Annotated in this window: 16 protein-coding genes; all 16 read right to left on the minus strand. The window is 37.1% G+C overall.

Annotation, left to right across the window (positions count from 1 at the left end; all coding sequences use genetic code 11):
• Positions 1-45: 45 nt before the first annotated feature.
• The 16 genes from QFZ31_RS05260 to QFZ31_RS05330 all read right to left on the minus strand — a co-directional run bounded on the left by QFZ31_RS05260 (position 46) and on the right by QFZ31_RS05330 (position 14,121).
• Positions 46-1,131 carry an NAD(P)/FAD-dependent oxidoreductase gene (locus QFZ31_RS05260; protein WP_307301480.1) on the minus strand — a complete coding sequence of 362 codons (1,086 nt, stop codon included), beginning with the start codon at positions 1,129-1,131 and terminating at the stop codon, positions 46-48.
• Positions 1,132-1,461, minus strand: a complete 330-nt coding sequence (locus QFZ31_RS05265; protein ID WP_307301482.1) for a (2Fe-2S)-binding protein — start codon at positions 1,459-1,461, stop codon at positions 1,132-1,134.
• 34 nt (positions 1,462-1,495) lie between these two features.
• Positions 1,496-2,584 (minus strand): NAD(P)/FAD-dependent oxidoreductase, encoded by a 1,089-nt coding sequence (locus tag QFZ31_RS05270; RefSeq protein ID WP_307301483.1) that lies wholly within the window; start codon positions 2,582-2,584, stop codon positions 1,496-1,498.
• A complete protein-coding gene (locus QFZ31_RS05275) occupies positions 2,574-2,897 on the minus strand; it encodes a (2Fe-2S)-binding protein (RefSeq protein WP_263326269.1) in 324 nt (107 codons plus the stop codon). Before QFZ31_RS05275 ends, QFZ31_RS05270 begins: the two co-directional genes overlap by 11 nt.
• Before the next feature lie 12 nt (positions 2,898-2,909).
• Entirely contained in the window at positions 2,910-3,713 is an 804-nt protein-coding gene (locus QFZ31_RS05280) for an ABC transporter permease (protein WP_307301485.1), read from the minus strand.
• Positions 3,710-4,612, minus strand: a complete 903-nt coding sequence (locus tag QFZ31_RS05285) for an ABC transporter permease (RefSeq protein WP_307301487.1) — start codon at positions 4,610-4,612, stop codon at positions 3,710-3,712. Before QFZ31_RS05285 ends, QFZ31_RS05280 begins: the two co-directional genes overlap by 4 nt.
• 14 nt (positions 4,613-4,626) lie before the next feature.
• On the minus strand, positions 4,627-5,685 hold the full coding sequence (locus tag QFZ31_RS05290) for an ABC transporter ATP-binding protein (RefSeq protein ID WP_307301488.1): 1,059 nt from the start codon (positions 5,683-5,685) through the stop codon (positions 4,627-4,629).
• A gap of 15 nt (positions 5,686-5,700) precedes the next feature.
• Positions 5,701-6,786: an ABC transporter substrate-binding protein gene (locus tag QFZ31_RS05295; protein ID WP_307301490.1), complete on the minus strand. Its 1,086-nt coding sequence runs from the start codon at positions 6,784-6,786 to the stop codon at positions 5,701-5,703.
• A 186-nt stretch (positions 6,787-6,972) separates the two neighbouring features.
• Positions 6,973-7,689, minus strand: coding sequence for a GntR family transcriptional regulator (locus QFZ31_RS05300; RefSeq protein ID WP_307301492.1), 717 nt, complete (start codon positions 7,687-7,689; stop codon positions 6,973-6,975).
• Between the two features lie 399 nt (positions 7,690-8,088).
• Entirely contained in the window at positions 8,089-8,406 is a 318-nt protein-coding gene (locus QFZ31_RS33770) for an ion channel (RefSeq protein WP_373459825.1), read from the minus strand.
• A gap of 209 nt (positions 8,407-8,615) precedes the next feature.
• Positions 8,616-8,888, minus strand: a complete 273-nt coding sequence (locus tag QFZ31_RS05305) for a hypothetical protein (protein ID WP_307301493.1) — start codon at positions 8,886-8,888, stop codon at positions 8,616-8,618.
• Between the two features lie 174 nt (positions 8,889-9,062).
• Positions 9,063-10,367 (minus strand): polysaccharide deacetylase family protein, encoded by a 1,305-nt coding sequence (locus QFZ31_RS05310; protein WP_307301495.1) that lies wholly within the window; start codon positions 10,365-10,367, stop codon positions 9,063-9,065.
• 44 nt (positions 10,368-10,411) lie between these two features.
• A complete protein-coding gene (locus tag QFZ31_RS05315; protein ID WP_307301497.1) occupies positions 10,412-10,858 on the minus strand; it encodes a MarR family winged helix-turn-helix transcriptional regulator in 447 nt (148 codons plus the stop codon).
• Between the two features lie 99 nt (positions 10,859-10,957).
• Complete coding sequence (locus tag QFZ31_RS05320; protein WP_307301499.1) at positions 10,958-11,863, minus strand: EamA family transporter; 906 nt, start codon at positions 11,861-11,863, stop codon at positions 10,958-10,960.
• A 63-nt stretch (positions 11,864-11,926) separates the two neighbouring features.
• A complete protein-coding gene (locus tag QFZ31_RS05325) occupies positions 11,927-12,919 on the minus strand; it encodes an SLAC1 anion channel family protein (RefSeq protein ID WP_307301501.1) in 993 nt (330 codons plus the stop codon).
• 284 nt (positions 12,920-13,203) lie between these two features.
• Positions 13,204-14,121 carry a LysR family transcriptional regulator gene (locus tag QFZ31_RS05330; protein WP_307301503.1) on the minus strand — a complete coding sequence of 306 codons (918 nt, stop codon included), beginning with the start codon at positions 14,119-14,121 and terminating at the stop codon, positions 13,204-13,206.
• Between the last annotated feature and the right edge of the window lie 17 nt (positions 14,122-14,138).

Genomic DNA, 14,138 nt, shown 5'->3' on the forward strand with positions numbered 1-14,138 from the left:
TGTAAGGGTTTAATAAATTTTTACTATATAAATTATGACACTAATTTATCTAATGGCCAAATCAAACCTGCTGATGGAGTAGCGATCAATTGGGATTGAAGTTTCCCCATCCAGAATTAACTCAGTCATAAGAGTCCCTATTAGTGGCGATAGAGTTACGCCGCTATGCGTAGCTGCCACATAAAGGTTTTCAATACCCGGGATATTCCCCAGAATGGGAAAACCATCTTCCGGCATGGCTCGAATTCCTGAAAAAGCGCGAACAACCTTTGCTTTTTTTAATTGCGGAACATAGTGAACAGCCATATTAGCCGTTTCTTGAATGACATCCAATGTGGTTGCTCTGTTAAATCCTTCTTCTTCCATTGAATAACCGATTAATACCTCGCCATTAAAGGCCTGTCTTAACCCGCTGATGGTATAATGTAAAAATGGTTTTAGTGGTTCGGTAACAAGAATCTGCCCTCTTAACTGGTTGACTGGAATGCTGATATCTACTAATTTTCCTAATTCTCTTGACCAGGTGCCGCCAGCAAGAATAAGATTATTACATACAAATGTTCCCTTTCGTGAGGAAACAATGAATTTCCCAGGAAGCTTTTGAATTTCCGTTACTTTATTATAAGTAGAGTATTGAACTCCATTTTTCTTGGCCGCCCTCATATACATATCGACTAACCGAAAAGGATTTACGTTGCCATCAATGGAACTATACGTAGCGCCTGCAACCTCCGGATTGAGCGATGGTTCCTTTTCTAAGGCCTCCTCACGGGATAATACCTTAATTTTGATGCCAATTTTTTTGTAGGCCTCCGCAAGGAGTAACGCTTTTTCGCGATCGGCTTCATTAAAAAATGGGGAAAGTCCGCCAGTCCGTTTATATTCTACATCCCCAATTTTTTTTGATAAATAAGGATAAAGTTCGGCACTGTACATATTAAACTCTGCATACCAAGACGGTGTTTTATTATGGACCCATACCCACGCTTGTGTGGAACCTGAAGTTCCCGACAGAGGGAATTTTTGATCCAGTACCAGAATTCCTTCCTTTTTTCGTTCCGAAAGGTGATAAGCGATGCTGCTTCCGACGACCCCTCCCCCGATAATGATGGTTTCATAACTAGTTTCCATTTATCTCACCTTCCCATCCTCTAGCTCCACCTCATCTAAAACTGATTTCACCGAGGAAAATGAGGTACTATTCGTTGCTAGGGTTTCAAGCTTAATTGGACTAATCGGCATCCTCATACGCGGCAGTGGAATCTCGTGAATAGGAATGCCTGTTTTCTCATGAATGATAGTGGCCACCAGGCTATTGCATATTTTTGACTGGCATGGACCCATGCCGCAGCGTGTCATTCTTTTAATATCATCAAATCTCTTGGCGCCATTCGAAATAACTTCCTCGATTTCTTCGTAACTGATTTCTTCACATCGACAAATAATCATGGTTTTATCCAATTTATTCACCTTCTAGTCTCTTAATCTTTTCGAACTAAGAGATAAATTGGTCCTTAAGGACGGGATGTTCAAAGTTTTCAACATGCTGCATTCTTGCTTTCCATGCATCTGGATAAAGCTTCGTCTCCATAATTTCAAGTTCTCTCCATAGAGACATGGTCTCGATATCGGCCTCTTGCTTACTGATAGCTCCCAGGGATTCAGAAACATAAACCCCGGCTATCATACCTGTTGTTAGTAAAACTCCCTGAGAACTGACCCCGGCAGCGTTCCCTGCTAAAAAAACATCTTCCCGGTCTGTTTGTAAAGATTTGTTGTATTGCGGGATCCAGCCTCCTAGTTCTTTTTGATAACTGAATGAACAGCCAAGCTGGTAAAAAACATCGAGAATAGGCGACCGGCCGCCATCTATACATACGACATCAACACTTACGGTAAGAATCTGTTCTCCGTGCACGATATCAATTTCCTCTACCTTACCAATTCCCCTAGCTTCCTTGATGGAGGAATTCACATAAACTGGAATACCTTTTTTTCGAACCTCTTCCACTTTTTCTGCATCCCGTGCCGTTAAGCTTGGAGTTTTTTCAATTATCCCCTTAATCTGTACACCTAGCTCAGAAAGCTGGAGCGCAACATCCATTGCAAAATCACTGGATCCTAAAATAACGGCATGTTTACCAGGCAGAACAAAATCCCGATTTATTAAGGTTTGGACTGCACCTATGGTCATGACTCCCGGCAGCGTCCATTTCGGAAAGGCAAGGGCATTTTCAGCCGCACCCGTAGCCACGATTATTTTTTTTGCTTTAAGAGGAAATACATTGATCTCATCGGAAATACCAACACTTCCATCCTTGTAAAAGCCAATCACACGATGACCTAGCAAACAACGAATCGAGTAGTCCTCTACTTGTTTCGTTAAAAGACCAGCCAGCTCAAACCCGCGCATAGGCTGATAGGACGAAGGAAGCGATTGAAGGAGCTGGGTCTGTTGAATGAATTGTCCGCCCATAGAAAAAGATTCTTCAACTATGGTTACATCTAAACCTCTTGATGCTGTTTCCAATGCAGCTGTAAGACCTGAGGGACCAGCACCAATAATAAGAACATCAGTCTCCACGGCATTCACTCCTTACTTCTGGATCTCCATCATTCGGATAAATCTTCATGCCTTCTTCGACCTTCGTCATGCATGTTCGTACATGATCCTCCCCATTGACCGTCATATAGCAGCTGCAGCATCTGCCCCGCGAGCAAAACAAGCCTCTAGGCTGAATTAAATTCCTGCTCAAACCTAATTTTTTTATATCATTGGCCATCAAGGCTGCAGCCACGGATTGGTGTTCATAGGCCGCAAGCGGTTCATCTTTAAAAAAGATTTTTACTTGTTTTTGAAGCTGTTCCCCTAATACGGGATGATGTTTAATGTGCATACAAACACCTTCTTATGAATTTTTCGACTCAAATACTTTTCCTACGCCTAAGACTCTTTCGATAACGACCATTAATACGACTGTTAAAAGAATCATGATACTAGAAACAGAGGTGATGATAGGATCATACTGATATTGCATATAGGTATAAATCCGTACTGGCAGCGTCACCACATCGGTACTGACAATAAATAGGGCAACGGTTAAGTCGTCGAAAGAGGTAATGAAGGCAAAAATAGCTCCTGCAATCACACCCGATTTAATGATTGGAAGTGTAATTTGAAAAAATATCCTGAGGCTTCCCGCCCCTAGATTCATAGCCGCCTGCTCGATCGTGCGGTCGAATCCTACTAAACTGGCAACAACCAGCCGCATGACAAAGGGGATGGTTAAGATTATATGACCAATAATTAAAGCTGCCGGGCTCGCGGCCAAACCAATCCAGGAATAAAACTGCAAAAGTGCTACCCCAAATACAACAGAAGGGATCAAGAGAGGTGAACCAACTAACTGCATGATTGCTGTTTTCCCTCTAAATTGATATCTGACAACTGCAATAGAAGCCATTGTTCCGATAATCGTTGAAATGATTGCTGTACCAAATGCAACGGTAATACTAAGCATGAAGGACTGCATAAATTCAGGATGATTGATTAATTCGGCATACCACCTGAACGTGATCCCTTTGGGAGGAAACATGATAAACTCAGTGGTTGTCAGGGAAGACAATAAAACAACGACAATCGGGGCAGCCAAAAAGATGTAAACGATCAGACAAAAGAAATTTAAGCCAAATTTTGGTAACGCCTTCCTCATTGAATGGCCACCCCTTTTTTGGAACTAGTAAGCAATTTGCTATAAATAATGATGGTAATAGTGGCAATAAAGATTAATAGGAACCCAATAGCCGACCCATAAGGCCAATTCAGCATGGTACCAACCTGTTCATATGTAAGGAATGACATCACTTTTACCTGAGGCCCCCCTAGAATCGCAGGAGTAACAAAGGAACTCACGCCTAAACTAAAAACCATAACGGAACCAGCAAATATTCCAGGCAGCGTTAAAGGCAAGATGACGGAAAAGAAGGTTCGAATCGAGCTTGCACCTAAATTTTGTGAAGCTCTTATCACAGAAGGGTCGATTCTTTCAAGCGAACCCATAATACTTAACACCATATAAGGAAATAACACGTGCACCATTCCTATGACCACGCTAAACTCCGTATAGAGCAAGGTTAATGGTTTATCAATCAACCCAAAATTCATTAACGTATTATTGACCACTCCATTATTGGATAACAAAATGACCCAGCCATAACAACGGATTACCATGCTGATTAACAGGGGTGACAGAACTAAAAGGGTTAAATAATTCTTAATCCTTCCCTTTGCTTTTGTAATTTGATAGGCTACTGGGAACGAAATAACAATCGCAGCCAGAGTAGTAATCAGCGCTATTTTGACCGTCCGCCATACAACCCCAAGATAGAATTTATCTGTAATAAATTTAATATAATTCTGCAGCGTCCAGTCATTGCCAATCCCGCTTGCTGCGTCAAAAGTCTTAAAGCTTGTGATAAAAAGGAAGAACAACGGAAGCAAAAAGAAGAAAATAAATATACCGAGGGTCGGAAGTAATAAAAGCATATAATCAAGCTTTTTTTTCTCCCTGAATAGCAGTTCCTGTTCCTGATACGCTGTTTCAGCCTGCATTGGATAGAGTCACCTCACTTTTTGGTAGCTAATAAATCCTCTGGATTCCATTTAATACATACATGTTTCCCCTCCTGAACCAGATCAGGATTTAATGCAACATTGGAAATATCAGCAATGAATTGTTTCTCCTTGTTAACTAAAATGTACCGGGTTTTCGCACCCAAAAACATTTTCCTTTCCACGCTAACCTGAAGACCATCACTATTTTTAATCGAAATTTGTATTTTTTCAGGCCTAATATAAAAGTCAATCACAGAATACTTCGGCTGGTGAACCGATAGAACTTGCTCATAGCCGTCCAATGACACTAAACATTGATTATCACTTAGTGCCTCGAGCACCTGACCTTGAATCTGGTTTACTTCGCCAATAAACCTAGAGACGAAATCAGTCTGAGGGTGGTTGTAAATGGCCACTGGAGTATCGACCTGTTCAATTCTGCCTTCATACATAACCGCTATTCTGTCTGAAATCGCAAGTGCCTCTTCCTGATCATGGGTTACAAAAATGGTGGTAATCCCAACCTTTTTTTGAATTTCTACGATTTCTTCACGCATTTCTTGACGGAGTTTGGCATCCAGATTGCTTAATGGTTCATCAAGAAGCAACACTTTCGGCTTGATCACAAGTGCTCTTGCTAGTGAAACACGCTGCTGCTGACCACCGGACAGCTCCTTTGGATAGCGTTTTTCATAGCCTGCCAGCCGGACCATCTCAAGTGCTTCTGTAACACGGGTATGAATCTCGCTTTTACTAACCTTGCGAAGCTTTAAACCATAGGCAACATTATCAAATACGGTCATGTGGGGAAAGAGAGCATAGTTTTGAAAAACCATGCCCATTTCTCTTTTATTAGGAGGAAGCAGGTGAACAGGCTTCCCATCCACCACGATTCTCCCGCCGTCTACATCTAGAAACCCAGCAATCATATTTAAGGTAGTTGTTTTTCCGCAGCCTGATGGCCCAAGGAAAGAAACAAGCTCTCCCTGCTTGATTTCAAGGTTCATCATTTTTACAACTTCTGTTTTATTAAAGGTTTTTACTACGTTTTCAAGGCATAAATAGCTCATCATTTCACCCCTTCATTAGTGGGTCACTTCAATTTCTTTATTTGCTCTCTCTGTCCATTCAGCTCTCTTTGTATTGACATACTCCCAATCTACTTTAACAAGTTTTGCAATTTCATCTTCACCGTAAACGATCTTCTTGGTAATATCCCCATCTAGTTTCACGTTTTTATTGACAGGACCGTCAAATAAGGCGTTTGCAAATTCCACTTGGGTATTTTCACTTAAAATAAAATTAACAAACTTTTGGGCCAGCTCTTCATTTGGAGCGCCTTTTACCACACTAACCGTTGCCATAAGTGCAGGGGCACCCTCCTCTGGTATCACATACTCAATTGGGAATCCTGTATCTTGCAGGGTGTACACGCGGCTGCTTCCCCACGCACTTGCAACTGTTTGTCCTTGTAAGAAGTAGTTAGAAACATCAGCGGTTTTATCAAATGTCACTGCGTTTTTAGCAATTTCCTTCATTTTTTCAAATCCAGGTTCAATATCCTGCGCGCTTCCGCCGTTTGCTATAGCTGACATGAGAAGCATATGCACTCCGTACGTATTGGCAATGGATGGCAGAACTAATTTATCTTTAAACTTAGGATCTGCTAAGTCATTCCAGGATTTAACCGGCTCCCAGCCATTTTGTTTAAAGGTATCTTTGTTATAAGCTAATCCCGTCGTAATAATCCCAAAACCAACTCCGATCTTGTCCTTATCTTTGGCAATATCATAGACATCTTTCAGGTTTGTCACAATACTCTCATCTAATGGTGCTAGTAAACCAAAAGCTTTTGCCTGAGCCTGCGGTCCATCATCCATAAAAGCGACATCGATTTGAGGCTTATCCTTTTGTGCCTGAAGTTTTGACAGTGTATCAACAGAACTTCCGGTAATATACTTCACTTTTACACCGTATTCCTTTTCAAACTTTGGAATAAGTGTCTCTTTCATTTTTTTTTCATAGCTTCCACCATAGGCAGCAAATACTAATGTTTTTCCTCCTTCACCTGCTGATTTTTCAGACGAATTGCCCGTTTGGCTGCTGCACGCAGAAATAATACCCAGAACAAGAATAATTAATAGAGCTAACGACACTTTTCTTTTTTTCATCATTACTCCTCCTCAAATATAGATATCTCTCATTGTGGCAATACTTTAGCTACTTGACTTTCCTCCCTTTCCTTTTAAATTATTTTAGTAATCATTGATGTAATTTTTTAAATTTTCAGATAAGCGCTTTCAAAAAAATATAATATTATAATCTTTTAAGTTATAATATTATACTTTTATACTTATCTAAAAATTAATTTCTGTATAGTAGGTAGTATTATCTTGATGGTCATAAAATTTTGAGTATTCAACGACCTCTCCCTGTTTGGTGTAGGTAAACCTTTCCCATTTAAAAACTGGAGTGCCTGGTTGAACCTGCAGCCTATCTGCTTTTTCATCTATTGCAATATATGGCTTAACAAATAACTTTGCCCTGCCTAATGAAATATGAAATTTTTTCCTCAAAATATTGTAAATAAGGTCATTATTAATGTCATCCGTTGTGAGGCTGGGGCATATTTCATATGGAAGATAGGTATATTCAAGAGTCACCGGAGCATCATTTTCAATCTTTAAACGCTTTATTTTAAAGACCTTTGTATTAGATTCTAAACTCAGTTTTTCCGCTATTTCTTTATCTGCATCCTCAAGAGAAAAACTAATTAATTCATGTGGGTGTTCTTCTTCATCTGTTGTTAAAGAAAAAATGGAGGTGATATCCTGTTCCTTGGTAGTGCCAGAGACAAATGTTCCTTTCCCTCGCTGCCTAAAGAGTAACCCTTTATTCACCAGTTCAATAACAGCCCGTTTGACCGTAATGGTACTCACATCAAACAGATCAGCTAATTCCTGTTCAGTTGGCAGCTGATAACCTATATCCCAGTGCTTGGATTTAATTTTTTCCTCTAATACCAGTTCCACTTGACGATAGAGAGGTACATGATTATGTTTATCTATTTTCATAAAATCACACCTAATTTATAATATTATAACTTTATAACCTTATAGTATATTTACTATTAATACATAATTTACCGTGATTTCCCTCCGTTGTCAATATTTTTTGAATATTTTGTACATTAAAAATTTTGATTATTAATTGTAAGAAACATTTAATTCATTTCATCGCCGGGGTGCCACTCAAATGTTCACGATGTTGAGTCGTGCGCGTCTGCCAATTCCGCCACACATGTTGTAACTAAAGAGTTTTTCACCTTTTTTGTCAATGCTAATTATGTAAATGTCCACACGATGTTGGTGGCGAGTTGATTTTGCCACCATCCGAATCCCAAATATTTTAAGGGTTTAAATAGACCTTAATTAACAAAAAATGTATTTTAGTTTGTTAGCCCTTTAATGAATTTAAAACCTAAAAATTTTTCTTAGAAATAACGCGATAAAGCTTCCAGAAATGACAAAGCCTAGAACCTGTTGTAATACTACTACAAGCCTTGTAACACTATTCATAGGAGAGATATCGCCATACACACTTGTTAGCATTGTCGTGCTATTAAAATAAAAAGTTGAAACAATTTTGTTAAATGTACCTAACTCAGAATCCAAACCTTTATATTCTAGAGGTCTCCATTTAAAGGGGAAATTGATAAATAAAAAGACTATTTGCAATATTATATAAATATACCAAAGTCGTTCTGGTTTTTCACCAAATCCGGTACACATATCGGAAGCGCTTAACTAAAAACGCTTCCACTTGTTCTTTGTTTGTAACTTAATTCCTTGGTTAAATAAATATATTAATCGACTCATTTGTGTAAAATTTCCCGTATTCCTACAAACTGATATACTTCCTAAGAACATATCATTATAAAATTGATCATAGTTGTAATCCCTCTGATTAGGAAGATTATGATAGTAAGCATAAACACGATCTAAAAGGATAAAAATTTACGCGGTAATTCAGTTTTTAAAAGTTCAAATTCTCTCTCATAAATTTCATATAGCTCCATAAGAAAATGCAACTCTCGCTCTGCTATACCTAAGTCTAAGTCTTTATAATAAGTGTCCTTTTTATATCCCAAGGGTGCCTTATTACTGTTGGTCCATTTTCCCTGTTCTGCAGCTGCTAATCGACCTCGACTTAAACGTTTTTTTATTTGCTTATATTCAAAATTTGCTAGCATTGCCTGGAATGAATATAACATTTCATTACTTTCTTAAGTGAGATCAATTGCTCCTTGTGGTGTCAAAATTTTAATATCATTTGCTATTAACATTGTTTTAATTTGTTCTGCATAAGCATTGTCACGGGATATTACCACCGGTCTATCCCATTACTAGTTTCAAACAGAAAATACGCGGTTTCATTCAAGTCTTTTTTATTTATAAGCCGCTTCATTAATTAAAATGTCTAGCGTAACCATTTGAAAACCCTTATTTTTAAGTCCTTCTATGATCAAAGGCAATGCCTTTTCAGTTTCGGTTTTATCTTCATCAGAATGCATTAAAATAATATCTCCATTTCGGACATTATTAAGGACATTATCTTTAATATGAGCACTTTCCTTTTGAGACCAATCAAGAGTGTCTATGGACCATAGGACGATTTTCAAATTATTTTCTTGTGCAGATGAAAGGACAAAATTATTTGTTGCTCCATATGGAGGCCTAAACATTGCTGGACTTTTCCCAATAACATCTTGAATCGCATCGTTTGTCATTACAAGATCTCTTGTTATATCATCCTTACCACGCTTACTAAGGTCATTATGATAATAACTGTGGCTTAATACTAAATTGCCATCGTCATATGCCGTTTTAACGATTTCTGGATAAAGACGAACCTTCTCACCGACAAAAAAGAAATTACCTTTTACGTTATATCGAGCTAATATATTCAATATTGCAGGTGTCACCGTTTTATCTGGTCCATCATCAAAAGTAAGGGCCACTTTTTTCTGGTTAGATCCATTTAAAAATATGTTCTTAGGGTAACTTTTAGCCAAAGCAAGCATTTCTGCACGTGACTTCAACATATTCGTCCATGCTTTTTCTGACAAATTATTGGATGTTCCTTTGATTTCTAAAATATAGTCCTTATTAATGTTTGATGTATCGTCAATTTTTTCAGTAAGGAATACCGAGGTATGATCTACTCTGCCTGATTTATTAGGGATAATAAATTTTAGCTCCATTTCTTCATTCAGTTTATACACATAAATAGATTCGTCATTTACGCTCCTTGTATCGGTCGGTTCTCCAAGTGCTGCACTAATTTCATCATAGGTTAATGACTGTAGTTTGTCATCGTATGAACGAATATCAAAGATTTCCCCGTTTTCATAAAAACCAAATGTAATACCCCGTTGTTCATACGTTACATAAAAATTCTCGTTATACTTATCTTTATAATCAGGATTGCCCCAATTTTCATAAATTCTTTGGATGTTAGTTTTCAATGTAAATTCGGAATTAAGACCTTTTCCATTCAAAGCTAAATCTCTTATTTGTTTTGGAAAAGATTCTGATGGTTTACTTTCATCCTTTGTTGGAGGGTCAGATATTATATCTTCTTGATGGTTGGGTTCTTCATTACTTTTAGATGAACTGGTATCAGGACCTGGGCTGCAAGAAACAAGAATTATGAAATAAAAAAATACAAGAATCCATAAATATCTTTTCAAAAAAAACCATCCTCTCCTACTAAAAATCACTGATGTCCTCAAAATTACAAGTCTTTTGAAGCGTCGACACTAAATTTTTTTATTAAAGTAATAGCTATTTTCTTTTCTTCGTTTGTAAGTCCATGCATAGCTCTATCGATTGCTTTACTGTGTATAGGGAAAATATTATCAATCAACTCTGTACCTTTTTTCGTAATATGTGCATAATTTACACCTTTTGATGGAACACGATTAATGTATCCTTTTTTTTCTAATTGATTAATGTAAACCATTATGTCTCTACTAGTTATCAGAATTTCCTTACCAATTTCCTCAATTCGCACCTTTTTCTTATGATAAAACAATTCCAATATAGAAAACTCGGTACCAGATAAATCATATCCTCTTATTTCTTTTGCAGAACATTCCAAAAGAGCTTTATAGTCTTTGGATATAAACTCGTACAATTGTAGAGATAAATAGTGTTCATATGGAAGTTTCTCAGCTTTCATTTATTCCCCTCGTAATTTCAAAGTTTAGATTTTTCGATTTAACTAACCCTTTCGGTGAAGATGACCAATAGTGAATACCTAGTATATACGAGCCAGGGTTTAACCCTCTAACACCAGTTCATTCCTTTCATTCATCGCTTCACTCATAAAAATTCCTATTAAAATCAATAAAACTCCTAGTATACGTATCCACGTAATTTCTTCTTTTAAAATGATTAGAGCAAAAAATATCGTAGCCGGAAGTTCAATGGAACCTAATATTCCTGCCATTCGTCCCCCTATCCGTGGTATGGAGATTAACATAAATAATAAAGGGATAACTTGACCAATCAACGCCATCAAAATTCCCCACCAAAGAAATCCATCTTTAAATAGTACCCCAGAAGTGAGATACGTTGGGGGATAAAGGATGTGTATCACCACTGCTGATATGGTTATCGTGATTGCAGATCGAAAAGCAACAGAAGAATCATTGTTAATATATTCAGGTAGATATAAGCTTACTGCGAAACAAAGTGCAGCTAATAAACCTAACGCGACACCACTAACAGGGATATTTATTAAATTCACACTAGTTAACCCCACAGCGAAAAATGTTCCAAAAAGAATCATTATCATACCTGCCACTTTTTCAAAGCCTGGGATCTTCTTTTTAACAATAATATCTATTAAAGTGATAATCCATGAAAATTGAAATAAAAGAATTATACTTAAAGAAACAGGTAACATGGTTAATGATTGAAAATAGAAGTATATCGCGCAGGCACCACTGACTGCTGTTCCTGCTAAGAAACACAGGGTTTTCCCGCGAGGCACCTTTTGATTCCGAATTGTAGGAAGAACTATCAGCCAAATGATTATGACGGCAAAACCGTATTGAACGTTCGTTAAATCCTGAATCCTGAAACCATCTTTGTATAAATAATTAACGATTGTCGCTGTCAAACCCAGTAACGAAGCAGCTAACAACATTAATAACTTAAAGAGTAAGTTTGAAAATTTCATGTTATCCCTCATTCCTTGTTTTTATTGATATTAGAAACGGGAAAGTATTACCCGTTACAAATGTTATGCTTTTAGAAGTTCACCTTTGAAAAGGAATATTAACGTACGAACAAATATAACTCCTAGTACTATAGTTAGAATGATTAAAGAAATTGCAGCTATTGCTTTTAATGGCCATATATTCACATATGCTGCATATTTAAAAGCTGCATTAACAACTGCTGCCATTGGAAAGCTTACGGCCCACCAAGATGCACCAAACGGTAACCCTTTTTTAAATACTTTTCCAAAAAGAACAATCCCTAAAAATAATCCAAAGTAAAATAATATGGAGGCAAACATATCAACATCTTTTATAATGTTTGTGTATGCCAAGAACCCCACTCCAAATGGCGCAATTAAAACCATTAATGAAGGTGTTAATTTTTCCGGCATAGGATCGTGATGCATTAAGCGTGAAAAAATTAATGTGAAAAACACAAGCGCTAAGATACTTCCTACTGCAAAGCCAAAAAGATTGATTTCTTCGCTCCATGCAAAAGGCATGGTACCACCAGCAACAGCTATATCAAGCGTACCCACACCAGGAATTAGCCATGCAGGAGTTGCATGAAGTATTTCTTGTTTTTGATTTATTAAGCGATGAACGATAATAAAAGCCAAAACGATTGTAAGTACTGTGCCAATAACCCATACAATTTCAGAAAGTGCTTTACTATAAGGCGCTATAACGGAAGACAGTAATAGGATCGCGATGGTGATCGTTCCAAAGAAATTTCCGACAATCGGATTGTTAAATTCATCTTTAACTTTTTGTGGATACATAAAAAATTTTATTAAATATGAAGTACTTAAAATAATAAAAATGATTATTGCCAATGCCCCTATCAACTCACCAATAAACGAATAAGTTCCGAATAGTTCATGAGACCATCTCCACGCCAGGGCGAGCCCTGATATTCCCATTACGGAACCAAATAAGTTTACAGGCAAGAATTGAAGAGGACTTTGTTTGCTCTTAGCTATTGTTCCATCCATAATATGACTTACACCCATTTTACCCATCTCTCCTAAAGTTATATTTTCATTTGGAAAACCTGGGAAAAGACCATTAATTTATCATTCCCCATTGATGTTTTCTTATATGTAACTGAATTATAAATCCAGAATAATAATAGAACAATATTATATTTTCTATATAAACGATAGAAATCATCTATCGTTTAGTATCCTTTTTTTATTAGTCATAAAAAAACCTCAAGAGATAAACAGTTGGAGGACATGCCTATAACTGTTACCCCTTGAGGTTTTTGTCTGCTGAAAATCTAAATTATGCATGATCATATTGCATCACAATTTATGGGTTCTTCCAAATTTAGATTTTTAACATAATCGGTTAATAAATCAATAAACTGACGGGCTGCATACCCAATGTATTTATCTTTATGAACAACAATACCAACCTGCCTGCATATCGTTGGATTTACAATATTAATCACTTTTAAACGTGAAGTATCATTAAGACTAAGTATCGTTTTTGATAATATGGTTGCTCCTGCCCCTGCTCTAACTAAGCTGATGATGGATTCAAATGTATTTGTTTCTATTTTGGGCTGTATTTTAAGCCCAATAGAGCTGCATGAAATATCTACCAATTTTCTGCACTGATGGTTTTGTGGAAACATAATAATAGGCAGGTCATGAATTTCTTCAAATTTAATTTCGTCCTTACTTGCTAAAATATGATTTTCAGGGATAACTAAGAAGAATTTTTCTTTATATAAGGGTATAACAGTTACTCGATCATCAGACTGAACGGGTATAATTGTTACGGCTAAATCAAGTTCATTTTTTAACACACGTTCATAAAGGTCTTCTAGTCCGACAAGTTTTATTTGAATATCAGGAAACTTATCATGAAAATTCAGCAATTGTAATGAAACCAAATGATTTATTTCACCTGGCAGCGCTCCAATAGATAGCTTCCCCCTCTTCATTTTTTGAAGTTCTCTTATTTTTTCTGTAACACTTTTTAAGTTGCCGAAAATTTTGGTGCCTTGCTCCTGCAAAAGTAATCCTGCTTCTGTAATAGCAATTTTCTTTCCAACACGATCAAATAGCGGCATTCCTATTTCATCTTCTAAGGCTTTTATTTGATGACTAAGTGTAGGTTGAGTAATTCCGAGTTTTTCTGCTGCACGTGTGAAATGTAACTCTTCACATACAGCCATAAAATATTCAAGTTGTCTGAATTCCATCCAATCAACCTCATTCT

Source organism: Neobacillus niacini, from assembly GCF_030817595.1.
Lineage (GTDB): Bacteria > Bacillota > Bacilli > Bacillales > Cytobacillaceae > Neobacillus > Neobacillus niacini_G.

Excerpts from the sequence above, each read along its gene's own strand:
- QFZ31_RS05280 (WP_307301485.1), bottom strand. The coding sequence starts at position 3,713 with ATGAGGAAGGCGTTACCAAAATTTGGCTTAAATTTCTTTTGTCTGATC.
- QFZ31_RS05330 (WP_307301503.1), bottom strand. The coding sequence starts at position 14,121 with ATGGAATTCAGACAACTTGAATATTTTATGGCTGTATGTGAAGAGTTA.
- QFZ31_RS05290 (WP_307301488.1), bottom strand. The coding sequence starts at position 5,685 with ATGAGCTATTTATGCCTTGAAAACGTAGTAAAAACCTTTAATAAAACA.
- QFZ31_RS05315 (WP_307301497.1), bottom strand. The coding sequence starts at position 10,858 with ATGAAAGCTGAGAAACTTCCATATGAACACTATTTATCTCTACAATTG.
- QFZ31_RS05305 (WP_307301493.1), bottom strand. The coding sequence starts at position 8,888 with ATGTTATATTCATTCCAGGCAATGCTAGCAAATTTTGAATATAAGCAA.
- QFZ31_RS05320 (WP_307301499.1), bottom strand. The coding sequence starts at position 11,863 with ATGAAATTTTCAAACTTACTCTTTAAGTTATTAATGTTGTTAGCTGCT.
- QFZ31_RS05300 (WP_307301492.1), bottom strand. The coding sequence starts at position 7,689 with ATGAAAATAGATAAACATAATCATGTACCTCTCTATCGTCAAGTGGAA.
- QFZ31_RS05295 (WP_307301490.1), bottom strand. The coding sequence starts at position 6,786 with ATGAAAAAAAGAAAAGTGTCGTTAGCTCTATTAATTATTCTTGTTCTG.
- QFZ31_RS05285 (WP_307301487.1), bottom strand. The coding sequence starts at position 4,612 with ATGCAGGCTGAAACAGCGTATCAGGAACAGGAACTGCTATTCAGGGAG.
- QFZ31_RS33770 (WP_373459825.1), bottom strand. The coding sequence starts at position 8,406 with ATGTGTACCGGATTTGGTGAAAAACCAGAACGACTTTGGTATATTTAT.
- QFZ31_RS05260 (WP_307301480.1), bottom strand. The coding sequence starts at position 1,131 with ATGGAAACTAGTTATGAAACCATCATTATCGGGGGAGGGGTCGTCGGA.
- QFZ31_RS05325 (WP_307301501.1), bottom strand. The coding sequence starts at position 12,919 with ATGGGTGTAAGTCATATTATGGATGGAACAATAGCTAAGAGCAAACAA.
- QFZ31_RS05275 (WP_263326269.1), bottom strand. The coding sequence starts at position 2,897 with ATGCACATTAAACATCATCCCGTATTAGGGGAACAGCTTCAAAAACAA.